26 protein-coding genes are annotated in these 25,660 nt (G+C 70.1%); 11 read left to right on the forward strand and 15 right to left on the reverse strand.

Annotation, left to right across the window (positions count from 1 at the left end):
* Window positions 1-16: 16 nt before the first annotated feature.
* Together dapD and OHA64_RS11510 are read right to left on the reverse strand one after the other, a co-directional pair.
* Entirely contained in the window at window positions 17-1,006 is a 990-nt protein-coding gene (dapD, locus tag OHA64_RS11505; RefSeq protein ID WP_405611812.1) for a 2,3,4,5-tetrahydropyridine-2,6-dicarboxylate N-succinyltransferase, read from the reverse strand.
* A gap of 110 nt (window positions 1,007-1,116) precedes the next feature.
* Window positions 1,117-2,436 carry an MFS transporter gene (locus tag OHA64_RS11510; RefSeq protein ID WP_405623939.1) on the reverse strand — a complete coding sequence of 440 codons (1,320 nt, stop codon included), beginning with the start codon at window positions 2,434-2,436 and terminating at the stop codon, window positions 1,117-1,119.
* Window positions 2,437-2,537: 101 nt separating this feature from the next.
* Between OHA64_RS11510 and OHA64_RS11515 the strand changes: the two genes are divergently transcribed.
* Window positions 2,538-3,425: a winged helix-turn-helix transcriptional regulator gene (locus OHA64_RS11515; protein WP_405611814.1), complete on the forward strand. Its 888-nt coding sequence runs from the start codon at window positions 2,538-2,540 to the stop codon at window positions 3,423-3,425.
* Window positions 3,426-3,477: 52 nt separating this feature from the next.
* On the opposite strand, the gene OHA64_RS11520 is transcribed toward OHA64_RS11515, so the two are convergent.
* A complete protein-coding gene (locus OHA64_RS11520) occupies window positions 3,478-4,023 on the reverse strand; it encodes a TetR/AcrR family transcriptional regulator (RefSeq protein ID WP_405611816.1) in 546 nt (181 codons plus the stop codon).
* A complete protein-coding gene (locus OHA64_RS11525) occupies window positions 4,023-4,343 on the reverse strand; it encodes a DMT family transporter (protein ID WP_405611818.1) in 321 nt (106 codons plus the stop codon). The genes OHA64_RS11520 and OHA64_RS11525 overlap by 1 nt, the downstream gene beginning before the upstream one ends.
* Window positions 4,344-4,562: 219 nt before the next feature.
* Between OHA64_RS11525 and OHA64_RS11530 the strand changes: the two genes are divergently transcribed.
* Window positions 4,563-5,393 (forward strand): AbfB domain-containing protein, encoded by an 831-nt coding sequence (locus tag OHA64_RS11530; RefSeq protein ID WP_405611820.1) that lies wholly within the window; start codon window positions 4,563-4,565, stop codon window positions 5,391-5,393.
* Between the two features lie 66 nt (window positions 5,394-5,459).
* Here OHA64_RS11530 and OHA64_RS11535 read toward each other — a convergent pair whose 3' ends face one another.
* From OHA64_RS11535 to OHA64_RS11570, 8 genes are all read right to left on the reverse strand, one after another.
* Window positions 5,460-5,792, reverse strand: a complete 333-nt coding sequence (locus OHA64_RS11535; RefSeq protein ID WP_030039960.1) for a metal-sulfur cluster assembly factor — start codon at window positions 5,790-5,792, stop codon at window positions 5,460-5,462.
* A complete protein-coding gene (gene sufU, locus OHA64_RS11540; protein WP_405611823.1) occupies window positions 5,789-6,256 on the reverse strand; it encodes a Fe-S cluster assembly sulfur transfer protein SufU in 468 nt (155 codons plus the stop codon). The genes OHA64_RS11535 and sufU overlap by 4 nt, the downstream gene beginning before the upstream one ends.
* Before the next feature lie 18 nt (window positions 6,257-6,274).
* Window positions 6,275-7,531 (reverse strand): cysteine desulfurase, encoded by a 1,257-nt coding sequence (locus OHA64_RS11545; RefSeq protein WP_405611825.1) that lies wholly within the window; start codon window positions 7,529-7,531, stop codon window positions 6,275-6,277.
* Window positions 7,528-8,292: a Fe-S cluster assembly ATPase SufC gene (gene sufC, locus OHA64_RS11550; protein ID WP_405611827.1), complete on the reverse strand. Its 765-nt coding sequence runs from the start codon at window positions 8,290-8,292 to the stop codon at window positions 7,528-7,530. The genes OHA64_RS11545 and sufC overlap by 4 nt, the downstream gene beginning before the upstream one ends.
* Before the next feature lie 7 nt (window positions 8,293-8,299).
* Entirely contained in the window at window positions 8,300-8,620 is a 321-nt protein-coding gene (locus OHA64_RS11555) for a non-heme iron oxygenase ferredoxin subunit (RefSeq protein WP_405611829.1), read from the reverse strand.
* Window positions 8,620-9,801: a Fe-S cluster assembly protein SufD gene (gene sufD / locus OHA64_RS11560; RefSeq protein ID WP_405611831.1), complete on the reverse strand. Its 1,182-nt coding sequence runs from the start codon at window positions 9,799-9,801 to the stop codon at window positions 8,620-8,622. The genes OHA64_RS11555 and sufD overlap by 1 nt, the downstream gene beginning before the upstream one ends.
* Window positions 9,802-9,863: 62 nt before the next feature.
* Window positions 9,864-11,285, reverse strand: coding sequence for a Fe-S cluster assembly protein SufB (gene sufB / locus OHA64_RS11565; RefSeq protein ID WP_405611833.1), 1,422 nt, complete (start codon window positions 11,283-11,285; stop codon window positions 9,864-9,866).
* Window positions 11,282-12,025 carry a helix-turn-helix transcriptional regulator gene (locus OHA64_RS11570; RefSeq protein WP_405611835.1) on the reverse strand — a complete coding sequence of 248 codons (744 nt, stop codon included), beginning with the start codon at window positions 12,023-12,025 and terminating at the stop codon, window positions 11,282-11,284. Before OHA64_RS11570 ends, sufB begins: the two co-directional genes overlap by 4 nt.
* A gap of 161 nt (window positions 12,026-12,186) precedes the next feature.
* Between OHA64_RS11570 and OHA64_RS11575 the strand changes: the two genes are divergently transcribed.
* From OHA64_RS11575 to OHA64_RS11590, 4 genes are all read left to right on the forward strand, one after another.
* Complete coding sequence (locus OHA64_RS11575; RefSeq protein ID WP_405611837.1) at window positions 12,187-12,990, forward strand: aminoglycoside N(3)-acetyltransferase; 804 nt, start codon at window positions 12,187-12,189, stop codon at window positions 12,988-12,990.
* Window positions 12,991-13,090: 100 nt separating this feature from the next.
* The gene (locus OHA64_RS11580) at window positions 13,091-14,014 is read left to right on the forward strand and encodes an ABC transporter ATP-binding protein (RefSeq protein ID WP_405611839.1); all 924 of its coding nucleotides are present in this window, start codon (window positions 13,091-13,093) and stop codon (window positions 14,012-14,014) included.
* Complete coding sequence (locus OHA64_RS11585) at window positions 14,011-14,805, forward strand: ABC transporter permease (RefSeq protein ID WP_405611841.1); 795 nt, start codon at window positions 14,011-14,013, stop codon at window positions 14,803-14,805. The genes OHA64_RS11580 and OHA64_RS11585 overlap by 4 nt, the downstream gene beginning before the upstream one ends.
* 46 nt (window positions 14,806-14,851) lie before the next feature.
* A complete protein-coding gene (locus tag OHA64_RS11590) occupies window positions 14,852-15,859 on the forward strand; it encodes a COX15/CtaA family protein (RefSeq protein WP_405611843.1) in 1,008 nt (335 codons plus the stop codon).
* Between the two features lie 24 nt (window positions 15,860-15,883).
* On the opposite strand, the gene OHA64_RS11595 is transcribed toward OHA64_RS11590, so the two are convergent.
* The 3 genes from OHA64_RS11595 to OHA64_RS11605 all read right to left on the reverse strand — a co-directional run bounded on the left by OHA64_RS11595 (window position 15,884) and on the right by OHA64_RS11605 (window position 18,485).
* Window positions 15,884-16,990 carry an amidohydrolase family protein gene (locus OHA64_RS11595; RefSeq protein ID WP_405611845.1) on the reverse strand — a complete coding sequence of 369 codons (1,107 nt, stop codon included), beginning with the start codon at window positions 16,988-16,990 and terminating at the stop codon, window positions 15,884-15,886.
* Window positions 16,991-17,070: 80 nt separating this feature from the next.
* A complete protein-coding gene (locus OHA64_RS11600; RefSeq protein WP_405611847.1) occupies window positions 17,071-17,427 on the reverse strand; it encodes a hypothetical protein in 357 nt (118 codons plus the stop codon).
* A gap of 104 nt (window positions 17,428-17,531) precedes the next feature.
* Entirely contained in the window at window positions 17,532-18,485 is a 954-nt protein-coding gene (locus tag OHA64_RS11605) for a heme o synthase (RefSeq protein WP_405611849.1), read from the reverse strand.
* A 356-nt stretch (window positions 18,486-18,841) separates the two neighbouring features.
* Between OHA64_RS11605 and tkt the strand changes: the two genes are divergently transcribed.
* From tkt to pgl, 5 genes are read left to right on the forward strand one after another with little or no spacing between them, the layout of a single operon-like run.
* Complete coding sequence (tkt, locus tag OHA64_RS11610) at window positions 18,842-20,929, forward strand: transketolase (RefSeq protein ID WP_405611851.1); 2,088 nt, start codon at window positions 18,842-18,844, stop codon at window positions 20,927-20,929.
* A gap of 34 nt (window positions 20,930-20,963) precedes the next feature.
* Entirely contained in the window at window positions 20,964-22,082 is a 1,119-nt protein-coding gene (tal, locus tag OHA64_RS11615) for a transaldolase (RefSeq protein WP_405611853.1), read from the forward strand.
* 13 nt (window positions 22,083-22,095) lie between these two features.
* The gene (gene zwf, locus OHA64_RS11620; RefSeq protein ID WP_405623940.1) at window positions 22,096-23,625 is read left to right on the forward strand and encodes a glucose-6-phosphate dehydrogenase; all 1,530 of its coding nucleotides are present in this window, start codon (window positions 22,096-22,098) and stop codon (window positions 23,623-23,625) included.
* A complete protein-coding gene (gene opcA / locus OHA64_RS11625) occupies window positions 23,622-24,830 on the forward strand; it encodes a glucose-6-phosphate dehydrogenase assembly protein OpcA (RefSeq protein WP_405611855.1) in 1,209 nt (402 codons plus the stop codon). The genes zwf and opcA overlap by 4 nt, the downstream gene beginning before the upstream one ends.
* Window positions 24,827-25,609: a 6-phosphogluconolactonase gene (pgl, locus tag OHA64_RS11630; RefSeq protein ID WP_405611857.1), complete on the forward strand. Its 783-nt coding sequence runs from the start codon at window positions 24,827-24,829 to the stop codon at window positions 25,607-25,609. Before opcA ends, pgl begins: the two co-directional genes overlap by 4 nt.
* The last annotated feature ends 51 nt before the right edge of the window (window positions 25,610-25,660 follow it).

The following is a 25,660-nucleotide window of genomic DNA, read 5'->3' on the forward strand; positions in this document are numbered from 1 at the left end:
CCGTGGAGGTACGGGGTCAGTTGTGGCTGTGCAGGATCTCGTTCAGGCCGCCCCAGACCGCGTTGTTCGGGCGGCCCTCGACCCTGCCGGTGACCGAGTTGCGGCGGAACAGGACGTTGGAGGCGCCGGACAGCTCACGGGCCTTGACGATCTGCCCGTCGGGCATGGTCACGCGCGTCCCGGCGGTGACGTACAGCCCGGCCTCGACGACGCACTCGTCACCGAGCGCGATGCCGACGCCCGCCTCGGCGCCGATCAGGCAGCGCTCGCCGATGGTGATACGGACGTTGCCGCCTCCGGACAGCGTGCCCATGGTGGAGGCACCGCCCCCGATGTCGGACCCGTCGCCGACCACGACGCCCGCGGAGATGCGCCCCTCGACCATCGACGTGCCGAGGGTGCCCGCGTTGAAGTTGACGAAGCCCTCGTGCATCACGGTGGTGCCCTCGGCGAGGTGCGCGCCGAGCCGCACGCGGTCCGCGTCGGCGATCCGGACGCCCTTGGGGGCGACGTAGTCCGTCATCCGCGGGAACTTGTCGACGGACGTCACCTGGAGGTGCAGGCCCTCGGCGCGGGCGTTCAGCCTCGCGGTCTCGACGTCGTCGACGGCGACCGGGCCGAGCGAGGTCCAGGCGACGTTGGCGAGGAAGCCGAACATGCCGTCCAGGCTCTGCCCGTGCGGCTGGACCAGCCGGTAGGAGAGGAGGTGAAGCCGCAGGTAGACGTCATGGGCGTCGATCGGCTTGGCGTCGAGGGAGGAGATGACCGTGTGGACCGCGACCACTTCGACGTTCCGGCGGGCATCCGGTCCGATCGCCTTGGCGGCGCCCTCACCGAGCAGCTCGACGGCCCGCTCGGCGGACAGCCGCTCCGTGCCGGACGGGCCGGCCTCTGCGGTGAGTTCCGGCGCGGGGAACCAGGTGTCGAGAACGGTGCCGTCCGCGGCGATGGTGGCAAGCCCGGCGGCAACAGCGCCGGTGGTACGAGGAGCAGTCGTGTCGGTCATGAGGGCAACCTAACCGGCGGGGGCCCACGGAGGCGAACCAGCGAACGGTGCGTCTCAGGGGCCGGGCGGTCGGACCGGGGCGGGACACTCCTGCACCGCCCGGGGAGGGATCACTTCCGGGCCGACCGGAGCTGGTCCCGGGCGGCAGGGGGTCCAGGGTCGGCGCCGTCGGTAGGGCCCTCGCCGTCGGTAGGGACCTGGGTCGGCGCCGTCGGCAGGGGAACCAGGGCCGGAGCCGTCGGCGAGGTCGGCGCCGACGCGCGGCGCCGCGTTCCCACCGCGAGGACCGCGCCACCCGCCAGCACTCCCGCCCCCGCGCACAACGGCCACAACACACCGGGTGCCGCCTCGTACACCGCCCCGCCCGCCGGCGCGGCCAGCACCACCCCGCTGATCGACACCCCGGCGTACAGAGACTGGAACCGTCCCTGGACATGCTCCGGCGCCTGATCGGCGACGTAGGCCGTCGCAGTGGTCTTGTACAGCAGCTCACCGATCGTGAGCAGCCCCATCATCACGACGGCCGTACCGATCCCCACCCCGGACAACAGCACCCCGTACCCCGCGCCGACCAGCAGCAGCCCCGCTCCGACGACCCGCAGCGGCGGCACCCGGCGCAGCGCGAGCGCCGCGGGCAGTTCCAGGCACAGCAGCACCCCTCCGTTGACCGCGAGCAACGTGCCGTACACCCGTGCGTTCATGCCGTGGTCGTCGAGGAACATCGGAAAAGTCGAGTACTGCTGCCGGTAGACGACGTCGACCACCAGGATCGCCACCAACAGCACCACCACAGCCGGCCGTGCCCGCAACGCCGCCCACACCCCACCGTTCCCGCCGTCGCCCCGCGCGGCACCGGGCCGTCCCGCCCGCCCCCGGGCCGGCACCACCCGGGCCGTCCAACAAGCGAACCCCACACTGGCCACCCCTTCGGCCACGTACAGCCAGTCGTACGACAGCTCGGTCGCGACCACCGCACCCAGCACGGGCCCGATCGTGAACCCCCCGTTCGCCGCCGCCCGGACCACCGCGAACGCCTGCCGCCGTGCCCCCTCGGGCACGATGACCGCCACGAGCGCGGAGTTCGCGGCGCGCTGCACCCCGGACGCGTACTGCGTGACGGGCAGCGCGGCGAACAGCGCGGGCGTCGGCACAAACGGCACCGCGGCCAGCACCAACCCCGACACGGCGGCCGCCACGAGCAGCACGCGCCGGTGCCCGAACCGGTCCCCGTACCAGCCGCCGGTGAAGTTGCCGGCGACGAGCCCGACTCCCCCGATGCCGCTGAGCAGCCCCGCCTGCCCCGCGTCGAGCCCGCGCGGCCCGGTCAGGTACAGGAAGGTGAACGCGAAGCTGACGCTCACCACCATGTTGGCGAAGGTGCCGCAAGCCAGCAGCCACACGGTCCGCGGTACATCCCTCAGCGCGCCCACCCGTCCCACGCCCCCCCCGGTGAGTTCCTTTTGGGAACTCACTATGGCAGGGTGACAGCCTCGGGTCAACGCACAGCAGGCGCGAGGGAACAGGAGGGGTCATGGCCCGCAGGACGAGCCTGGAGGAATCCACCTGCGCCATCGCGCAGGCGCTGGACGTCGTCGGCGACTGGTGGACCCTGCTGATCGTGCGGGACACCGCGCGTGGGGTGCACCGCTTCGACGAGCTGCAACGCGAACTCGGCCTCTCCCGCAAGGTGTTGACGGAGCGGCTGCGCCTACTGGTGGAGGCGGACGTGCTCACCCGGGTGCCGTACCAGGAGCGCCCGGTGCGTCACGAGTACCGGCTCACCCCGCGCGGCCGGGCCCTCCTGCCAGTCCTCATCGCCCTTCAGGACTGGGGCGACGCCTGGGTCCTGGGAGACGGGAGCACCACGGCGACGGCGGCGGAGGCGTCCGCGGAGGCCCGCCGCGTCCACGAACTGCTCGGCACCCGCGTCCCCGAACTGCACCTGCTCGACCACACGGGCGCGCCACGCGACCCCGTCGCGGCGGACACCCCGTACACCGTCCTGTACTGCTTCCCCGGCGCCTACGCGCGCGCCGACGCCTATCCGCCGGGCTGGTCGGAGATCCCCGGCGCCCCCGGCTGCACCCTCGAGTCCCGCACCTATCGCGACCGGCAATCGGAGTTCACCGCCGCGGGCGCCACCGTGCACGGCGTCTCCACTCAACGCCCGGACGAACAGCGGGAGTTCGCGGACCAGGAGCGGATCGACTTCCCGCTCCTGTCGGACGCGGGGCTGGCCCTGATCGCCGCGCTGCGCCTGCCGACGTTCCGAGCGGCGGGCGCGAGCCGTCTCAAGCGGCTCACGCTGGTCGTCGACCGGGAGCGGATCGTGCGGGACGTGCAGTATCCGGTGACGGACATCGCGGCGAGCGTGACGACGGCACTGGCGGCGGTCACCCGTCCCGACGGCCGGCCCTGACCCGCCGACCCGCTGAACTGATGACGCGCCGACCCGCCGACCGCCCAGTGGATCACCGGACATCGGGGATGACCCGCCCGAACGCCTCCCGTGCGAATCCCTCGTCGTACGGCGCGTCCGTCAACAGCACCTGGAGGCAGATCCCGTCCAGCAACGCGACCAGCGCCCGCGCGGTGACCGGGTCGGTGCGGTGCGCGAGCACGGTCGCGAGGCCGTCGGCCCATTCGGCGGCGACCGGGCGCAGGGCGGGGCGGCGCAGGGCGGCGAGGTAGAGCTCGCACTCCAGCTCGACGCCGGTGCGCTCGCCGGCCAGCCACTCGCCCAGCAGTCCGGCGAGTTCGGCGGCGAGGTCGGTGCGCGGGTCGGACAGGCTGCCACGCGCGGCGACCACCTTGTCGAAGCCCTCGCCCGCCTGTCTCAGGGCGGCCACCATCAGCTCGTCGAGCGTCTTGAAGTGGTACGTCGTGGAGCCGAGCGGCACATCGGCCTCGGCGGCGACGGTGCGGTGGCTCAGCCCCGCGAGGCCCTTCTCCCCCACCACCCGGATCGCCGCGTCGATGATCCGCTGCCGCCGGTCGGGGTCGTAGCGCCGGGCCATCAGTGCGCGCCACCCAGGTTCAGCACCACCACGCCGACGATGATCAACGCGATGCCGCCGGCCTTGGCGAGGGTCAGCCCGTCCCCCAGGAACACGATCCCGATCGCGGCGATGGCCGCGGTGCCGACCCCGGCCCAGATCGCGTACGCGGTGCCGATCGAGACGGTCCGCAACGTCTGGGCGAGCAACGTGAAGGAGACGACGTAGCCGAGGACGGTCAGCAGCGAGGGCACCAGCCTGCTGAAGCCGTCGCTGTACTTCATGGCCGTCGTCGCGGCGACCTCGACGGCGATGGCGCCGGCGAGCAACAAGTATCCCATGTGTACGAGCGTACATATCGGCGTCGCCCAGTCGGTTCACGGTGTGCCCCTTGTCCAGGTGACCGCCGGTTTCCGATAGTTGGACCCGGCCGCGATGTGGAAACCGCTCGCTTCGACCCCCTGACGGGAAGTCACCTGCTCCACTAGTGTTTCACCGTTCACTTACTTCCCCATTACGTGCCGCAGCCGTCGCCTCGGGCGCCGCTGGAGGAACCTCGCATGCCACAAAGCAAGTCCCGGCCCCCGAAGAACTCCCCGTGGGAGAACGGCTGGGTTCCGGACACCTCCCGGGTACCGGGAACACGTCGGCTCTGGCTGGCCGGCGTGCTGGCCATAGCCACCGTCGTCACCTGTGTGACGGCCATCGCCCTCACGGACCAGCACACCGAAGCCAAGTCACCCGCCAAGGACGGAACGCCCGCCGTGGACCAGAGCGGCCCGGGCCTGATCTCCTACGCAAGCAACTCCCCGAGCGGCGAGGCGGTACCGTCCGCTCCTTCGGGCAGGAAGAGCGGTTCCCCCTCGGCGCGGTCCACCACCACGACCGCCCCGGAACCGCAGGGTTCGGCCTCCGCCGCGCCGACGCCCAAGCCCCCCGCCCCGCACCCCACTTCGTCCGCCAAGCCGTCGACCACCTGGCGTTCGGTCCGCTCGGTCAACTACCCGGACCGCTACTGGCACGTCAACGGCAGCTACGTCGGACTCGACCAGGTCAGCTCCGCCTCGGCCCGCCGGGACGCCACCTTCGAACTGGTCAAGGGCCTCGCCGACGCCTCCTGTTACTCCTTCGCCACGTCTGGCGGCTCCTACCTGCGCCACCGCGCGTTCGTCCTGCGCGTGGAACGCAACGACGGCTCCGGACTCTTCCGGCAGGACGCCACGTTCTGCCCGCGGACCTCGCGGGTGTCCGGCGCGGTCATGCTGGAGTCGGTCAACTACCCAGGCCGTTTCCTGCGCCACAAGAACTTCACCCTGCGTCTCGACCCGTACCAGTACGGCGGGCCGTACCAGTCGGACTCCGCGTTCCGGCTGGTGGGCGGGCTGGCCTGAGCCCGGACACACCAGTGGCCCCCGGCACCTGGTGCCGGGGGCCACCGCATGGCCGTACAGACGGTCTCAGACGTTGAACCCGAGCGCCCGAAGCTGCTCCCGCCCATCGTCCGTGATCTTGTCCGGACCCCACGGCGGCATCCACACCCAGTTGATGCGGAGTTCGTTGACGATGCCGTCGGTGGCGGACTTGGCCTGGTCCTCGATGACGTCCGTCAGCGGACAGGCCGCCGAGGTCAGGGTCATGTCGATGGTCGCGATGTTCGCGTCGTCGATGTGAATGCCGTAGATCAGGCCGAGGTTGACGACGTCGATGCCCAGCTCGGGGTCGACGACGTCGTACAGGGCCTCTCGGACTTCTTCCTCCGAGGCCGGCTTCATCTCGATGGTCTCGCTCATGCCGTCTTCCTTTCGGCGTCGGCCTCGCCCAGGGCCTGGGCCGTCGCGTCCTTCCAGGCCATCCAGCTCAGCAGCGCGCACTTCACGCGGGCCGGGTACTTGGAGACCCCGGCGAACGCGACCGCGTCCTCCAGGACCTCCTCCATCGCGTCGTCCGGCTCGATGCGGCCCTTGGACTGCATCAGCTCCAGGAAGGTCTCCTGGATCTTCTGCGCCTCGGCAAGGTCCTTGCCGACCAGCAGTTCGTTCAGCACGGAGGCCGATGCCTGGCTGATGGAGCAGCCCTGCCCCTCGTACGAGACGTCGCTGATCGTCGTGCCGTCGTACTTCACGCGCAGGGTGATCTCGTCGCCGCACGTCGGGTTGACGTGGTGCACCTCGGCGTCGCCGTCCCGAAGACCACGCCCGTGCGGGTGCTTGTAGTGGTCCAGGATGACTTCCTGGTACATCGAATCCAGCTTCACGGTCTCAGCTCACGTCCCTCAGCCGAAGAAGTTCCGTACGTGCTCCAGCCCGTCGACCAGAGCGTCGATCTCGGCCGGCGTGGAGTACAGATAGAACGACGCTCGCGTGGTCGCAGGAATTCCGTACCGCAGGCAGACGGGGCGTGCGCAGTGGTGACCCACGCGTACCGCGATGCCCTGCTCGTCCAGAACCTGGCCCACGTCGTGCGGGTGGATGTCGCCCAGCGTGAAGGAGATCGCCGCGCCCCGGTCCTCGGCCGTCGTCGGGCCGATGATCCTGAGGCCCGGGACCTCGCCGAGCTTCTTCACCGCGTACTCGGTGAGCGCGTGCTCATGGGCGAGGACCTTGTCCATGCCGATCGCGGACAGGTAGTCGATGGCCGCGCCCAGACCGACCGCCTGCGCGATCGGCGGGGTGCCCGCCTCGAACTTGTGCGGGGCGGGAGCGTACGTCGACGAGTGCATCGACACCGTCTCGATCATCTCGCCGCCGCCGAGGAACGGAGGCAGGTCCTCGAGGAGCTCCTGACGGCCCCAGAGGACGCCGATGCCGGTCGGGCCGCACATCTTGTGGCCGGTGAAGGCCACGAAGTCGGCCTGCAGGGCCTGCACGTCCATCGGCATGTGCGGCGCGGCCTGCGAGGCGTCGATGCAGACCAGCGCGCCGACTTCCTGCGCACGGCGCACTATCGCCTCGACCGGGTTGACCGTCCCCAGGATGTTGGACACCAGCACGAAGGAGACGATCTTCGTCTTCTCGGTGATGATCTCGTCGATGTTGGAGAGGTCGAGGCGCCCGTCGTCGGTCAGGCCGAACCACTTCAGCTTCGCGCCCGTGCGCTGCGCCAGCAGCTGCCACGGCACGATGTTGGAGTGGTGCTCCATCTCCGTGATGACGATCTCGGTCTCGGAGTCCACGCGGTAGGGCTCGTCGGCCCAGCCCAGCATGTTCGCCACGAGGTTGAGCGACTCGGAGGCGTTCTTGGTGAAGATCACCTCGTCGCGGCTCGGCGCGTTGATGAACGCGGCGACCTTGTCACGCGCGCCCTCGTACAGCGCCGTGGCCTCCTCGGCGAGCACATGCACACCGCGATGGACGTTGGCGTTGTAGCGCTCGTAGTACTCGTTCAGGGCGTCCAGTACCTGGCGCGGCTTCTGCGAGGTCGCCGCGTTGTCCAGGTACACGAGCTTCTGACCGTCGTGGACCGTACGGTCCAGGATGGGGAAGTCCTTGCGGATCGCCTCTGTGTCGAGGAGGCCCGGCAGCTGTGTCACGCGGATACGCCACCCTTCGTGTATGCCTCGTAGCCCTCGTTCTCCAGCTTGTCGGCCAGCTCGGCGCCGCCGGACTCCACGATCCGGCCGGCGGAGAAGACGTGGACGAAGTCGGGCTTGATGTAGCGCAGGATGCGCGTGTAGTGCGTGATCAGCAGGGTGCCGACCTCGCCGCTCTCGCGGACGCGGTTGACGCCCTCGGAGACGACGCGCAGCGCGTCGACGTCCAGGCCGGAGTCGGTCTCGTCGAGGATCGCGACCTTCGGCTTGAGGAGCTCCAGCTGAAGGATCTCGTGGCGCTTCTTCTCACCGCCGGAGAAGCCCTCGTTCACGTTGCGCTCGGCGAAGGCCGGGTCCATGTTGAGGCGCTCCATGGCCCCCTTGACCTCCTTCACCCAGGTGCGCAGCTTGGGGGCCTCGCCGCGGATCGCGGTGGCGGAGGTGCGCAGGAAGTTGGAGACGGAGACGCCGGGGACCTCGACCGGGTACTGCATCGCGAGGAACAGGCCCGCGCGGGCGCGCTCGTCGACGGACATCTCCAGGACATCCTCGCCGTCGAGCAGTACGGTGCCGCCGGTGATCGTGTACTTCGGGTGCCCCGCGAGCGAGTAGGCGAGCGTCGACTTGCCGGAGCCGTTGGGGCCCATGATGGCGTGCGTCTCGCCCTGCTTCACGGTGAGGTCGACACCCTTGAGGATTTCCTTCGTGCCGTTCTCGACCTCGACGGTGACGTGCAGGTCTCGGATTTCAAGCGTTGCCATGGGTGCCTCAGGACTCCTGGGTGAGGGAGACGAGCACGTCGTCCCCTTCGATCTGTACGGGGTATACGGGGACGGGGCGCGTCGCGGGCAGGCCGGACGGCTTGCCGGTGCGGAGGTCGAAGCTGGAGCCGTGCAGCCAGCACTCGATCTGACAGTCCTCCACCTCGCCCTCGGAGAGCGAGACGTTCGCGTGGGAGCAGATGTCGTTGATCGCGAACACCTCTCCCTCGGTGCGGACGACGGAGAGCGGCGTGCCGTCGAGTTCCACCCGCTTCGGGGTGTCCTCCTCCAGCTCGCCCAGACCACAGACGCGTACGAAAGCAGCCATCAGACCGACGCCTCCAGCTCCTCGTCGATCTTCACGAGGAGGCGCTCTTCGATGTCGTCGACACCGATCTGCTGGACGAGCTCGGCGAAGAAGCCACGGACCACCAGTCGGCGGGCCTCTTCGGCGGGGATGCCGCGGGCCATCAGGTAGAAGAGCTGCTCGTCGTCGAAGCGGCCGGTCGCCGAGGCGTGTCCGGCGCCGACGATCTCGCCGGTCTCGATCTCCAGGTTCGGCACCGAGTCGACCCGGGCGCCGTCGGTCAGAACCAGGTTGCGGTTCATCTCGTACGTGTCCGTGCCCTCGGCCTTGGCCTCGATGAGGACGTCGCCGATCCACACGGCGTGCGCGCCGTCGCCCTGGAGCGCGCCCTTGTAGGCGACGTTCGACTTGCAGTGCGGGGTGTTGTGGTCGACCAGGAGGCGGTGCTCCTGGTGCTGGCCGGCGTCCGTGAAGTACAGGCCGAACAGCTCGGCCTCGCCGCCGGTGCCGGCGTAGGCGACGCGCGGGTGCAGGCGTACCAGGTCGCCGCCGAAGGTGACCACGAACGACTTGAAGGTGGCGTCACGGCCGATCAGCGCGTTGTGCTGGCCCACGTGCACCGCCTTCTCGTCCCAGTCCTGGACGGAGACGACGGTCAGCTTGGCGCCGTCCCCGAGGACGTAGTCGACGTTGGCGGCGAGTACGGCGTCACCGGTGTGGTCGATGACGACGACGGCCTCAGCGAAGGCTTCGAGCTCGACGACCTGGTGGGCGTAGGCGATCCCGCCCTCGCCGTGCACGGCGATACGGATCGGCTCGGCGAGGACCGTCTCCTTGGGGACGGTGATCACGCCGGCCTTCTCGAACGCCGAGTACGCCTGGGCGGCGATGCGGTCCGCCGGGGTACCCGCCCTGCCGAGGCGGGCGTCGTCACGGCCGACGGTCTCGACCCTGACGCCCTCGGGCGCCACGATGTCGACCTTCAGGCCGTCGCCGGTGGCGACCGCGGTGCCGTCGTGCAGCCCGCGCAGCCGCTCCAGCGGGGTGAACCGCCACTCCTCCTCACGGCCGTGCGGGACCGGGAAGTCCCGCACGTCGAAGGACGGGGGCGCGCTCATGCGCGTGGCGACGGTGGACTCGGCGGCCACCGCGATCTGGCCGGCGGTTGTACTGCCCACCGGGATGTTCTGAGCCTCAGCCATGGCTGTCGGTCTGCTCTCTTTCCTACGTCGGAATTCGCTAGCTGGTCGTGGTGGGGCGGGTCTTAACCGACCGCGCCTTCCATCTGCAGCTCGATCAGCCGGTTGAGTTCCAGCGCGTACTCCATGGGCAGCTCCTTCGCGATCGGCTCGACAAAGCCGCGCACGATCATGGCCATCGCCTCGAACTCGGTCATGCCCCGGCTCATCAGGTAGAAGAGCTGGTCGTCGCTGACCTTGGAGACGGTCGCCTCGTGACCCATGGACACGTCGTCCTCGCGGACGTCCACGTAGGGGTACGTGTCGGAGCGGGAGATGGTGTCGACGAGCAGCGCGTCGCACAGCACGTTGGACTTGGAGCCGTGGGCGCCCTCGCCGATCTCGACGAGACCGCGGTAGGACGTACGGCCGCCACCACGCGCCACGGACTTCGACACGATGTTGGAGGAGGTGTTCGGCGCCATGTGGACCATCTTGGAGCCGGCGTCCTGGTGCTGGCCCTCACCCGCGAAGGCGATGGAGAGGGTCTCGCCCTTGGCGTGCTCGCCCATCAGGTAGACGGCCGGGTACTTCATCGTGACCTTGGAGCCGATGTTGCCGTCGATCCACTCCATGGTCGCGCCCTCGTACGCCACGGCGCGCTTGGTGACCAGGTTGTAGACGTTGTTCGACCAGTTCTGGATGGTCGTGTAACGGCAGCGGGCGTTCTTCTTGACGATGATCTCGACGACCGCGGAGTGCAGCGAGTCCGACTTGTAGATCGGTGCCGTACAGCCCTCGACGTAGTGCACGTAGGCACCCTCGTCGACGATGATCAGGGTCCGCTCGAACTGGCCCATGTTCTCCGTGTTGATACGGAAGTAGGCCTGGAGCGGGATCTCGACGTGCACGCCCTTCGGCACGTAGATGAAGGAACCGCCGGACCATACGGCCGTGTTCAGCGAGGCGAACTTGTTGTCGCCGACCGGGATGACGGTGCCGAAGTACTCCTTGAAGAGCTCCGGGTGCTCCTTCAGGGCCGTGTCGGTGTCGAGGAAGATGACGCCCTGCTCCTCCAGGTCCTCGCGGATCTGGTGGTAGACGACCTCGGACTCGTACTGGGCCGCGACACCGGCGACGAGGCGCTGCTTCTCCGCCTCCGGGATGCCGAGCTTGTCGTACGTGTTCTTGATGTCCTCGGGCAGGTCCTCCCAGGACTCCGCCTGCTTCTCCGTGGAACGCACGAAGTACTTGATGTTGTCGAAGTCGATGCCGGACAGGTCGGAGCCCCAGTTCGGCATGGGCTTCTTGCCGAACAGACGCAGACCCTTGAGACGGAGCTTGGTCATCCACTCCGGCTCGTTCTTCTTCGCGGAGATGTCGCGGACGACGTCCTCGTTGATGCCGCGCTTGGCAGAGGCGCCGGCCGTGTCGGAGTCGGCCCAGCCGTATTCGTACTTGCCCAGGCCCTCGAGCTCGGGGTGGGCAGTCTCCGTGGGGAGAGTCATGCGGGGTTCCTCCCGGCCGTGCTTGCAGATGCGTTGTCAGACATGTGGGAAATCTTGGGGATGAACGTCGTGCAGACGCCGTCGCCGTGCGCGATGGTCGCCAGTCGCTGGACGTGGGTGCCGAGCAGCTGGGAGAAGATCTCGGTCTCCGCCTCGCAGAGCTGCGGGAACTTTTCCGCGACGTGGGCCACCGGGCAGTGGTGCTGGCAGAGCTGCTCGCCGACCGGTGCGCTTCGCGCCGTAGCAGCGTACCCGTCCGCGCTCAGGGCCTTGGCCAGCGCTTCGGTCCGCTCTTCGGGGGCGGCGGCCTCGATGGCCCGGCGGTAGGCGGTGGCCTGCTCGGCGATCCTGGCGCGGGCGAAGGCGACGACCGCCTCGTCCCCGCCGAACCGCTCCTGGATGAAGCGCAGGGCGTCCGCGGCGAGCTTGTCGTAGGACTGGTCGAAGGCGTCGCGACCGCAGTCGGTGAGTGCGAAGACCTTGGCGGGCCGGCCGCGCGTGCGCGCTCCGTACACCCGCTGCTCGCGCGCCTCCACGACGTCGTCGGCGGCCAGTGCGTCCAGGTGCCGGCGTACGGCCGCCGGGGTGAGTCCCAGGCGTCCGGCCAGCTGGGTCACGGTCGAGGGCCCGTGGTCCAGGATGGATCGCGCGACACGGTTGCGCGTCGAGCGCTCCCCTGTCGCGAGCTCCTCCTGAGGGGCCCCCGTGGGGGTCTCCCGAGCCTCGCCGACGTTTTTCACAACGCCATTGTTGCGTAATTCCTCGGAACCAGGCAAGCCACGTCCGGCCGACCGGGCGGTGCCCTGCGTCACTTAGGTTCACCTAATCTGACCTGCGGGAACGATCTCCGCTCGAACAAACAGGTGGCGCCGCCCTGCCCGGTCGGGGAGACTCCCGAACCATGTCCATACCCCCTCCGACCGGCCCTCTTGTCACCCGGGACACCCTCGCCACGCAGCTCACCGAGCTCGGTGTCCGCCCCGGCGAAACCCTCCTGGTCCACTCCTCGCTCAGCTCCCTCGGCTGGGTGTGCGGCGGCGCCGTGGCGGTCGTCCAGGGACTGCTCGACGCGCTCGGTCCGGCCGGCACACTCGTGGTCCCCACCCAGTCCGGCGACCTCTCCGACCCGGCCGTGTGGAGCAGCCCGCCGGTGCCCGAGGAGTGGTGGGAGACCATCCGGGCCACGATGCCGGGGTACGACCCCCTTCTCACGCCCACCCGCGGGGTGGGCGTGATCCCCGAGACCCTGCGAACCTGGCCGGGCGCCCTGCGCAGTGCTCATCCGCAGACCTCGTTCGCCGCCGTCGGTCCGCGTGCGGCGGAGATCGTCGAGGGGCACGCGCCCGACTGCCGGCTGGGCGAGCGGAGCCCGCTGGCGCGGCTGGAGGAGCTCGGCGCCCGGGTACTGCTGCTCGGCGCCGACTACGCCACCTGCACCTGCTTCCACCTCGCCGAGTACCGCGTGCCGTCACCGCTGGTGAAGGTGGGCCGGCCGGGCCCGGCGGGCTGGGAGGTGGTCACCGAGGTGTCGATCGACTCGGACCGGTTCGACGAGCTGGGCTACGACTTCGAGCGGGACGAGGGACGGCGTTCCGTCGTACGGGGGCGGGTGGGCGCGGCCGACGTACGGCTGTTCCCGGTGGCGGACGCGGTGGCGTACGCGCAGCGGTGGCTGACGCTGCACCGGTCCTGGGAAGAGATCTGAGGCTCCGTCCGGGCCGGGGCGGGTGGGCCGGGGTGGCCCGGGGTGGAGATCTCGTACCCGCCGGTCTGGACCGGCGCCCGCGAACCTAGACTCTGGACCCATGCGAAGTGAGCCCGTGGTCCAGGTCCACGCCTTGGTGAAGCGGTACGGCCCGAAGACCGCGGTGGACGGCCTCGACCTGGTGGCCCGGGCGGGCGTGACCGCCGTCCTCGGACCCAACGGGGCCGGCAAGACGACCACGGTCGAGACCTGCGAGGGGTACCGCAGGCCCGACTCCGGCACGGTGCGGGTCCTGGGCCTCGACCCGGTGCGACAGGCCCGCGAGCTGCACCCCCGGATCGGGGTGATGCTGCAGGCCGGGGGCGTGTACTCGGGCGCCCGGGCGGACGAGATGCTGCGCCATGTGGCCAAGCTGCACGCCCACCCGCTGGACGTGGACGCGCTCATCGAGCGCCTGGGGCTGGGCAGTTGCGGCCGGACGACGTACCGGCGGCTGTCCGGCGGGCAGCAGCAGCGGCTGGCGCTCGCCATGGCCGTCGTGGGCCGCCCTGAGCTGGTGTTCCTGGACGAGCCGACCGCGGGCCTCGATCCGCAGGCCCGCCACGCCACCTGGGACCTGATCCGCGACCTGCGCGCCGACGACGTCTCCGTGATCCTCACGACCCACTACATGGACGAGGCCGAGCAGCTCGCCGACGACGTCGCGATCATCGACGCGGGCCGGGTCATCGCCCACGGCTCCCCCGAGGAGCTGTGCCGCGGCGGCGCCGAGAACACCCTGCGCTTCAGCGGCCGCCCCGGGCTCGACGTCGGGTCCCTCCTCAAGGCACTCCCGGCGGACTGCACGGCCGCCGAGCTGACGCCGGGTTCGTACCGCGTCGGAGGCAAGATCGACCCGCAACTACTCGCGACGGTCACCTCGTGGTGCGCGCAGCACGGGGTGATGCCGGAGAAGATCTCCGTCGAACGGCACTCCCTCGAAGACGTCTTTCTGGAGCTCACGGGCAAGGAGCTGCGCTCATGACCAGCGCCACCACCGCCACCGCCACCGCCACCGGCGCCTACGCGCCGAAGCCGGGGGCCGCGCCGCTCCCCCGCATGATCGTCGCCCAGGCCGCCCTGGAGACGAGGATGCTGCTGCGCAACGGCGAGCAGCTGCTGCTGACGGTCGTGATTCCCGCCCTGCTGCTGCTCCTGTTCAGCTCGGTTGACATCGTCGACACGGGTGCCGGCGAGGCGGTCGACTTCCTCGCGCCCGGCATCCTGGCGCTGGCCGTGATGTCCACGGCCTTCACGGGCCAGGCCATCGCGACGGGCTTCGAGCGGCGCTACGGCGTCCTGAAGCGCCTCGCCTCCTCCCCGCTGCCCCGCTGGGGCCTGATGACCGCGAAGACCCTCTCCGTCCTGGTCACCGAGATCCTCCAGGTGATCCTGCTGACGGCGATCGCCCTCGCCCTGGGCTGGTCGCCGCACGGCAACCCGGTCTCCGTCCTGCTCCTGCTGGTCCTCGGCACGGCCGCCTTCTCCGGCCTCGGCCTGCTGATGGCCGGCACGCTCAAGGCGGAGGCGACCCTGGCCGCCGCCAACCTGGTCTTCCTGCTGCTCCTCGTGGGCGGCGGCGTGATCGTCCCCCTGGACAAGTTCCCGCCCGCCGCCCAGGACGTCCTCGGCCTGCTGCCGATCTCGGCCCTGTCGGACGGCCTGCGGGACGTGCTGCAGCACGGCGCCGGCGTCCCCTGGGGCGACCTGGGGATCCTCGCCGCGTGGGCGGTCGTGGGACTGGCCGCGTCGGGGCGGTTCTTCCGGTGGGAGTAGCCCTCCGCGGGACCCTAGTGAAAGCGTGCACAAGCGGCCCCCTACGATGGAACGCGTGCCGAACCTGACCCGCGCCGACGCCGTAGCGGCCGTCCGCAACCCGCTCGCCTTCATCGCCGAACGCTGGACTCCGACCCCTCGGACGGTCCGGCGGGCGGCGCTCGCCGCGCTCGTGATGTCGGTGCTCATCGTGGTCACCGGTGGTGCGGTGCGGCTCACCGGATCGGGGCTCGGCTGCCCGACCTGGCCCAAGTGCACCGACGACTCGCTGACCGCCACCGGCGCGATGGGCTTCCACGGCGCCATCGAGTTCGGCAACCGCATGCTGACGTACGTGCTGTGCGCCGCGGTGGGCTGGGCCATCATCGCCGCCCGGGCCGAGAAGCCCCACCGGCGCGGTCTGACGCGGCTGGGCTGGGCCCAGTTCTGGGTCGTGATGAGCAACGCCGTCCTCGGCGGCATCGTGGTCCTGGTCGGCCTCAACCCGTACACGGTCGCGGCGCACTTCGTGGCGACGTCGGCCCTGATCGCGATCGCCACGGTGATGTGGCAGCGTGCCCGCGAGGGTGACGCGCCGCCCCGTCCGCTGGTCGGCGGGGCCGTGCAGCAGCTGGTGTGGTTCCTGGTCGCGGCGGCCGTCCTGCTGATCCTGGTCGGCACGGTGGTGACCGGCGCGGGCCCGCACGCGGGCGACTCCAGCGAGGTCGAGCGGATGCCGGTCAACTGGGAGACCGTGAGCAAGGTGCACGCGGTGCTGGCCTGGATCGTGGTGTCGCTGACCTTCGCCCTGTGGTTCGTCCTCAAGGCGGTCGACTCCCCCAAGGGCCCGCTGCACCGCACCCGCGACCTGTTCCTGATCCTGCTCGCCCAGGGCGTCATCGGCTACGTCCAGTACTTCACGGACCTTCCCGAGCTGCTGGTCGGCCTGCACATGCTCGGCTCGGCCCTGGTGTGGATCGCCGTCCTGCGAGTCCTGCTGGCGCTGCGCGAACGTCCGGACGCGGAGGCCGACCTGCCGGGGCCTTCGACCGAGGCGGCCCTGACCCGGGCGTGACTCCCCGGCCGTAGGCCGCCGCGGTCACTCCAGCCCGTACACGCGCCCGGCGTTGCCCGCCGCGATCATCCCCGCCACCCGCTGGGCGTCCGTCTGCGACCACGCGCCCTCGGCGACCCAGGTGCCGAGCACCCGTCCCAGGGCCTCACGGAACAGGCAGGCGCCGACCACGTGCAGCTCGGGCAGGCCCTGGGCGCCGCTGGAGAAGAGGATCTTGCCGAAGGGGGCGAGCTCCAGGATCTCCGCGAGCACGGTCGCGGCCCGGGCGCCGGTGCGCACCAGGGCGGCGCCCGAGTCGGCGTAGACGTGGGAGAAGACGCCGGCGAGGTGGGCGGCGTGCCGGTGGTACGGGTAGCTGTACAGCAGCACGAGATCCGTGCCGAGGCCCGCTGTGGCCCGCACGAAGTCCGTCAGCAGCACGGGATCGGTGCGGTCGATGCGCAGGCCCGGTTCGCCGAGACCGGCGTGGAGCTGGAGGGGCCTGCCGGAGGCGACAGCGATCCACAGCAGGTGCCGCAGCAGCACCGGATCGCGCAGTTCCCCGCCCACCCGGCGGCCGGCGAGCCAGCGGCCGGCCGCGCCCCGCACCTCCCCCGGCCCCGGCGGCTCGGGCGCCAGCGCGAGTCCGTGCCGTACGCCCGCCACCGAGGTGAAGGCCACGGCGTTCGCGGCGGCGCCGTGCACCGACTCGGCGAGGTTGGCGAGGAAGGACTCGACGGTGCCGGAGGTGTCGGCGACCTGTTCGGCGAGGGGTTCCAGCCGCACGATCTCGCGGGCCTCGGCGGCCGCCGTGCCGGCCAGTTCGCCCGGTCCGGTGAGGTCGCCGGGCAGTCCGGTGTCGACCAGGTACGTCGTGATGCCGCTGCCGCGCAGCAGGCGTCGGCCCGACTCCAGTACGCCGAGTTCACGACGTCGGGCGAGATAACGGGCGGGCGGACAGTGCGCCTCCAGGCCGAGGAGCGGGGGGCACCAGCGGCGTACCGCGAAACCGGTCTGGGTGTCGAAGAGGGTCGTGCCCGGCGCGGGCGGGCCCTCGGAGCGGGCCAGCTGGGCCTCGAAGGTGCCGAGTCCCAGCTCCGTCCTCAGTACGCCGTGGCAGTACTGGTCCACCAGGGACGGCGTTTCGATCATCCGGACTCCCGCGAGTGGACCACGTCCGAGGACCGTGTCCTCCTACGGTCCTCCACGGGTCCTAACGGGTGAACCGGGTGTCAGGTGTTGCTCGGACCGCCCACCTGGATCCCGGCCATCCGGGTCCACTCGTACGGACCGGTCCGCACCTTGGCCGCGAACTCGCCGTCGAAGGCCTCGTGGACCGTGATCCCGGACTTCGCCACGGCCTTCTCGGCGATGTCGTACGACGGGGCCACCAGGTCGCCCCAGCCGCCGTCCTCGCCGACGAGCACGATGCGGGCGCCGCGCTCCCCGAGGTAGGCGACCTGGCCCTCGGCCCCGCCGTGCGCCTTGGAGAAGGCGCCGATCTGCTTGGCGAGGCGGGCCGCCCTGCGCTCGGCACGTGCGGCCTGCTTGGCGTCGGTGCCCTCGTCAACCTGCTGCGTGTCTGCCATGGCCAGGATGCTACCGACGGGTAGAGGGAACGGCGACGGGCGGGGTGCGTGGCCTTGACCACGTACCCCGCCCGTCACGGGAAATCTTGGGAGGGCTCAGGAAGTCAGCGCAGGAAGGGATCGACCGCGACGGCCACGAACAGGATCGACACATAGGTGATCGACCAGTGGAACAGCCGCATCTCCTTGAGCTTGACGCCGGTGACCTCGGCCCTGGCGCGTTTCTGCAGCCCGTGCGCCTCCCACAGCCAGAAACCGCCCGCCAGCAGCGCGACCGCCGTGTAGAACCAGCCGGTGTAGCCGAGCGGCGTCAGCAGCAGCGACACCCCGACCATCATCCAGCTGTAGAGCACGATCTGCTTGGCGACCACCTTGTTGGAGGCGACGACCGGCAGCATCGGCACGCCCACGCGCGCGTAGTCCTCCCTGACCTTCATGGACAGCGGCCAGTAGTGCGGCGGGGTCCAGAAGAACATCACGAGGAAGAGGATGACCGGCGCCCACGACAGGGAGTTCGTGACCGACGACCAGCCGATGAGAACGGGCAGGCACCCGGCGATCCCGCCCCACACGATGTTCTGCGAGGTACGGCGCTTGAGGATCATCGTGTAGACGACCACGTAGAAGAGGAGCGCTCCGAGTGACAGCCAGGCCGACAGCCAGTTGACCGCGAGGCCGAACAGCAGGGTGGAGACGACGGCCAGGGTGATGCCGAAGGCGAGGCACTCGCGCGGGCTGACCATGCCGGTGACCAGCGGCCGCTGCGAGGTGCGGTCCATGAGCGCGTCGATGTCGCGGTCGATGTACATGTTGAGCGCGTTCGCGCCACCCGCGGAGAGGTACCCGCCGAGGCACGTGAGCAGCACCAGCCCGAGGTCGGGGACACCTTGCTGCGCCAGGAACATCACCGGCACGGTGGTGATGAGCAGCAGCTCGATGATCCGAGGCTTGGTCAGAGCTACGAACGCCTTGACACGGGCCCCGAACGGCCGGTGGCTCGGGCTCTGGCTCGCACCGAGTACCCCCGCTGGACGGGATTCGACGGCCGTCACGCACACCCCTACAGAGACATCCCAGCAAGCCTCAGCCGTGTGAAGTCCCGGTAAAGGCTCGCGCGTACCACGCCACTGTAGACGTTGCCCAGACCCCGACATTCGCGGGGGTCGGATCGTGTTCGGGCGGCCCGCTGAGAAGAGCCGGGAGGCACTCGATTGAGCACTCGTACGAGCGGCTCCGTATTCACCTGCCGAACAGGGAACGGCCCAGTCGGGAGGCGGATCCCGAAGACTCCCGGCAGTCTGGAACGGCTCGAAAAGGCCCACGTACTCACGGGGGTAGGCTCGACAACGGCCGGGGCGTCCAGTGCACCGGCAATTCGACATGCGTGACATGTGGAGAGGAGCCCTGACCCAGGGTGAGCACCAAGCCGACCACCACAGACCTCGAGTGGACCGAGTTGGACCAGCGGGCCGTCGACACCGCCCGCGTCCTGGCCGCCGATGCCGTACAGAAGGTCGGCAACGGCCATCCCGGTACGGCGATGAGCCTGGCGCCTGCCGCGTACACCCTCTTCCAGAAGGTGATGCGGCATGACCCGGCGGACGCCGACTGGGTGGGCCGGGACCGCTTCGTGCTGTCTGCCGGCCATTCGTCCCTGACCCTCTACACGCAGCTGTACCTGGCCGGTTTCGGTCTGGAGCTGGAGGACCTGAAGTCGTTCAGGACGTGGGGGTCGAAGACGCCGGGGCATCCGGAGTACGGCCACACCACGGGTGTGGAGACGACGACGGGCCCGTTGGGGCAGGGTGTGGCCAACGCGGTGGGCATGGCGATGGCCGCCCGTTACGAGCGCGGTCTGTTCGACCCGGACGCGCCCGCCGGTGAGTCCCCCTTCGATCACTTCGTGTTCGCGATCGCCGGTGACGGCTGTCTGCAGGAGGGCATCTCCGCGGAGGCGTCCTCGCTGGCCGGTCACCAAAAGCTCGGCAACCTCATCCTGTTGTGGGACGACAACCACATCTCCATCGAGGGCGACACCGAGACAGCTGTCTCCGAGGACACTGCCAAGCGCTACGAGGCGTACGGCTGGCATGTGCAGCGGGTGGCCGCCAAGCCGGACGGCGACCTGGACCCGCACGCCCTCTACGACGCCATCGAGGCCGCCAGGCAGGTCACGGACCGGCCCTCCTTCATCGCGATGCGCTCGATCATCGCCTGGCCCGCCCCCAACGCCCAGAACACCGAGGCCGCGCACGGCTCCGCGCTGGGCGACGACGAGGTCGCGGCCACCAAGCGCGTCCTGGGCTTCGATCCCGAGCAGACCTTCGAGGTCGCCGACGAGGTCCTGACCCACACCCGCGCGCTGAGTGAGCGGGGCCGTCAGGCCAGGGCCCAGTGGGAGAAGTCCTTCCAGGAGTGGCGCAACAACAACGCCGAGCGTGCGGCCGAGTTCGACCGGATCGCCGCGGGTGAGCTGCCCAAGGGCTGGGAGGACAAGCTTCCGGTCTTCGAGACGGGCAAGGGTGTCGCGACCCGTGCCGCGTCCGGCAAGGTGCTGCAGGCGCTCGGCGCGGTGATCCCGGAGCTGTGGGGCGGCTCGGCCGACCTGGCCGGCTCCAACAACACCACGATCGACAAGACGAGCTCCTTCCTGCCCGGGGACAACCCGCTGCCCGAGGCGAACCCGTACGGCCGCACGATCCACTTCGGCATCCGCGAGCACTCCATGGCCGCGGAGATGAACGGCATCGCCCTGCACGGCAACACCCGTATCTACGGCGGCACCTTCCTGGTGTTCTCCGACTACATGCGCAACGCGGTGCGCCTGTCGGCGCTGATGCACCTGCCGGTCACCTACGTGTGGACGCACGACTCCATCGGCCTGGGCGAGGACGGCCCCACCCACCAGCCCGTCGAACACCTCGCGTCCCTGCGCGCCATCCCGGGCCTGAACGTGGTCCGTCCGGCGGACGCGAACGAGACCGCGATCGCCTGGCGCGAGATCCTGCGCCGCTACACCAAGGTCTTCGGCAAGGGAGCCCCGCACGGCCTCGCGCTGACCCGTCAGGGCGTGCCGACGTACCAGCACAACGAGGACGCGGCCAAGGGTGGTTACGTCCTGTTCGAGGCCTCCACCGGGACGCCGGAGGCGATCCTCGTCGCGACCGGTTCCGAGGTGCACGTCGCCGTCGAGGCCCGTGAGCGGCTCGAAGCCGACGGTGTGCCGACGCGGGTCGTGTCCATGCCGTGCGTGGAGTGGTTCGAGGAGCAGGACCAGGGGTACCGGGACAGCGTCCTGCCGCCTGCGGTGAAGGCGCGTGTCGCGGTCGAGGCCGGGATCGGTCTCACCTGGCACAAGTACGTGGGAGACGCCGGACGCATCGTTTCCCTGGAGCACTTCGGTGCTTCGGCGGACGGCAAGGTGCTCTTCCAGGAGTTCGGCTTCACCGCCGAGAACGTGGCGGCCCAGGCCCGGGAATCGATCGCCGCAGCCCAGCGCTGACGCTCATATACGACACGTAGGAGATGCAATTTCCATGACAGACGCACTCAAGCGCCTCTCCGAGGAAGGCGTGGCGATCTGGCTGGACGACCTGTCGCGCAAGCGGATCACGTCCGGCAACCTCGCCGAGCTGATCGACCAGCAGCACGTCGTGGGCGTCACCACCAACCCGTCCATCTTCCAGAAGGCGATCTCCGAGGGCGACGGTTACGACCAGCAGCTCTCCGACCTCGCCTTCCGCAAGGTCACGGTCGAAGAGGCCATCCGCATGATCACGACGGCGGACGTCCGCGACGCCGCCGACATCCTGCGGCCGGTCTTCGACGCCACCGGCGGCCAGGACGGCCGGGTCTCGATCGAGGTCGACCCGCGCCTGGCCCACAACACCAAGGCGACGACCGCCGAGGCCCGGCAGCTGGCCTGGCTGGTGGACCGTCCCAACACGCTCATCAAGATCCCGGCGACCCGGGCGGGCATCCCGGCGATCACCGAGGTCATCGGCCTCGGCATCAGCGTCAACGTCACGCTGATCTTCTCGCTGGAGCGCTACCGCGAGGTCATGGACGCGTTCCTCGCGGGCCTGGAGAAGGCCAAGGAGCGCGGCCTGGACCTCTCGAAGATCCACTCCGTGGCGTCCTTCTTCGTGTCCCGCGTGGACACCGAGATCGACAAGCGGATCGACGCGCTCGGCACCGACGCCGCCAAGGCCGCCCGCGGCAAGGCCGGCGTCGCCAACGCCCGTCTCGCCTACCAGGCGTACGAGGAGGTCTTCTCCTCGGACCGCTGGAGCACGCTGGAGAGCGCGGGCGCCAACAAGCAGCGTCCGCTGTGGGCGTCGACCGGTGTCAAGGACCCGGCGTACAAGAAGACCATGTACGTCGAGGAACTGGTCGCGCCGAACACGGTCAACACCATGCCGGAGGCGACCCTGTTCGCCACCGAGGAGCAGGGCGAGATCCGCGGCGACGCCATCTCGGGCACCTACGAGCAGGCCCGCGCCGACCTCGACGCGGTCGAGAAGCTCGGGATCCCGTACGACGAGGTCGTCCAGCTCCTGGAGGACGAGGGCGTCGAGAAGTTCGAGTCGTCCTGGAACGACCTGCTCAAGTCGACCGAGGCGGAGCTCCAGCGCCTCGCCCCTTCGGAGGGCTGAAGCCTTGGCTCCTATTTCCGGTCCCGGAGCGAACCCGCTCCGGGACCCCGCCGACCGACGGCTCCCGCGTATCGCGGGGCCGTCGGGCCTGGTCATCTTCGGCGTGACGGGCGATTTGTCACGAAAGAAGCTCATGCCCGCCGTGTACGACCTCGCGAACCGGGGTCTGCTGCCTCCGGGTTTCTCGCTGGTCGGTTTCGCCCGGCGTGAGTGGGCGCACGAGGACTTCGCTCAGGAGGTCCACGACGCCGTCAAGGAGCACGCCCGTACGCCGTTCCGTGAGGAGGTCTGGCAGCAGCTCATCCAGGGGATGCGCTTCGTCCAGGGCACCTTCGACGACGACGACGCGTTCGAGCGCCTGCGCGGCACCATCGAGGAGCTGGACAAGGCACAGGGCACGGGCGGCAACTTCGCCTTCTACCTGTCCGTGCCGCCGCGCTCCTTCCCCGTGGTCATCCAGCAGCTGAAGAAGCACGGGCTGGCGGACCAGCAGGGAGGCTCCTGGCGGCGCGCCGTCATCGAGAAGCCCTTCGGCCACGACCTGAAGTCGGCCGAGGAACTCAACAAGGTCGTGCACGAGGTCTTCGCCCCGGACCAGGTCTTCCGTATCGACCACTACCTGGGCAAGGAGACCGTCCAGAACATCCTGGCGCTGCGCTTCGCCAACACGATGTTCGAGCCGATCTGGAACCGGTCCTTCGTGGACCATGTGCAGATCACGATGGCCGAGGACATCGGCATCGGCGGCCGGGCCGGCTACTACGACGGCATCGGCGCCGCCCGTGACGTCATCCAGAACCACCTGCTCCAGCTGCTGGCCCTCACGGCGATGGAGGAGCCGTCGTCCTTCGACGCGGACGCCCTCGCCGCCGAGAAGACCAAGGTGCTCGGCGCGGTGAGACTGCCGAAGGACCTCGGCGTGGACACCGTGCGCGGGCAGTACGCGGCCGGCTGGCAGGGTGGCGAGAAGGTCATCGGCTACCTCGAAGAGGACGGCATCGACCACAAGTCGAAGACCGACACCTACGCGGCGATCAAGGTGGAGATCGACAACCGGCGCTGGGCGGGGATCCCCTTCTATCTGCGCACCGGCAAGCGGCTGGGCCGCCGGGTCACCGAGATCGCGGTCGTCTTCCAGCGGGCCCCGCACTCCCCCTTCGACCACACGGCGACGGAGGAGCTGGGCAAGAACGCGATCGTCATCCGCGTCCAGCCCGACGAGGGCGTCACGGTCCGCTTCGGCTCCAAGGTGCCGGGCACCTCGATGGAGATCCGGGACGTGTCCATGGACTTCGCCTACGGCGAGTCGTTCACGGAGTCCAGCCCGGAGGCGTACGAGCGCCTCATCCTCGACGTGCTGCTCGGGGACTCGAACCTCTTCCCGCGCACCGAGGAGGTCGAGCTGTCCTGGAAGATCCTCGACCCGATCGAGCAGTACTGGGACAAGAACGGCAAGCCCGCCCAGTACCCGGCCGGCACCTGGGGACCCGTCGAGGCGGACGAAATGCTCGAGCGAGACGGACGGAGCTGGCGCCGGCCATGAAGATAGACCTCACGGACACCACGGCCAGCAAGGTCAACAAGGCACTGGTGCAGGGCCGGCGGGCCATCGGCACCCCGGCCGTCGGCATGGTGCTCACGCTGGTCATCGTCACGGACGAGGAGAACGCGTACGACGCTCTGAAGGCCGCCAACGACGCCTCGCACGAGCACCCCTCGCGCACGCTCGTGGTCATCAAGCGCGTCTCACGTTCTCCCCGCGACCGGACCCAGTCACGACTGGACGCCGAGGTGCGGGTGGGCGCGGACGCGGGCACCGGCGAGACGGTCGTCCTGCGGCTGTACGGCGATGTCGCCCACCACGCCCAGTCGGTCGTCCTGCCACTGCTGCTGCCGGACGCCCCGGTGGTGGTCTGGTGGCCGGTGAACGCGCCCCTGGACCCGGCACAGGACCCCCTGGGCGCCCTCGCCCAGCGCCGGGTCACCGACACCTACGCCTCCGAGCAGCCGGTACGGGACCTCGGTTCCCGCGCGGACGCCTACACGCCCGGGGACACGGATCTGTCGTGGACCCGGATCACGCCCTGGCGTTCGATGCTGGCGGCGGCTCTCGACCAGGTGACCTGCGAGGTCGAGGCCGTCGAGGTGGAGGGCGAGGAGTTCAACCCGAGCTGTGAGCTGCTGGCGATGTGGCTCGCGGACCGGCTGGACGTCCCGGTGAAGCGTTCGCTGTCGTCGGGCCCCGGTCTGACGGCGGTCCGGATGCACACCGACTGCGGCCCGATCATCCTCGACCGTGCCGACGGTTCCCTCGCCACCCTCTCCATCGAGGGCCAGCCGGACCGTGCGGTGGCGCTCAAGCGCCGCGAGACGGCCGAGCTGATCGCGGAGGAGCTGCGGCGGCTGGACCCGGACGACACGTACGCGTCCGCGCTGCGGTTCGGGGTGGAGCGGTTGAACACCTCGCACGGGTCGCACGGGTCGCACGGGTCGCACGGGTCGCACGGGTCGCACGGGTCGCACGGCAAGGGTGCCGAGGTGCCCGACCCGGAGCCGGCCGCTCACGAGCACACCAGCTCGGAGGGACCGGTGGCCAAAGGAGCCGAAGGAGCCAAGGGAGCCGAAGGAGCCAAAGGAGCCGAACGAGAAGGGGCCGCCGCGGTCCCTACTCCCCTTGAAGCGGCTGCGAAAGCACCCGCGAAGGAAGCGGCGGCGCAGGCTCCGGTGAGGAAGGCGGCGGCGAAGTGAGCACTCCGCAGCTGGTCGTGCACCACGACAAGGAGCTGATGGCCCAGGCCGCCGCGGCCCGCCTGATCACGAAGGTCGTGGACGCGCAGGCCTCGCGCGGCACGGCCTCCGTGGTCCTCACGGGCGGCCGCAACGGCAACGGGCTGCTGGCCGCCCTGGCCGCCGCGCCCGCCCGGGACGCCGTCGACTGGGGCCGCCTGGACCTGTGGTGGGGCGACGAGCGGTTCCTGCCCGAGGGCGACCCGGACCGCAATGTCACGCAGGCCCGCGAGGCCCTGCTGGACGCGGTGCCGCTGGACCCGAAGCGCGTGCACGCCATGCCCGCGTCGGACGGACCGTACGGGTCCGACGCGGACGCCGCGGCCGCGGGTTACGCCGAGGAGCTGGCCCGTGCGGCGGGCCCCGAGAACCACGGCTCGGTACCGACGTTCGACGTCCTGATGCTGGGCGTGGGACCGGACACCCATGTGGCGTCCCTGTTCCCCGAACTGCCGGCCGTCCGGGAGACCGAACGCACGGTGGTCGGCGTCCACGGCGCTCCGAAGCCTCCGCCGACCCGCGTGACCCTCACGCTTCCGGCGATCCGGGCGGCGCGCGAGGTGTGGCTGCTGGCGGCGGGCGAGGACAAGGCCGAGGCCGCGGCGATCGGCCTCTCTGGCGCGGGCGAGATCCAGGCCCCGGCGGCGGGCGCACGCGGCAGGCAGCGCACCCTGTGGCTGCTGGACTCCGCGGCGGCCTCGCAGCTGCCGCGGGCGCTGTATCCGCCGGCGTCGTCATGAACCGACACTCGGCGTTGTCATGAGTTGAGGGACGGCGTTGTCGTGAGCTGA

It is taken from the genome of Streptomyces sp. NBC_00076 (assembly GCF_045041235.1).
Lineage (GTDB): Bacteria > Actinomycetota > Actinomycetes > Streptomycetales > Streptomycetaceae > Streptomyces.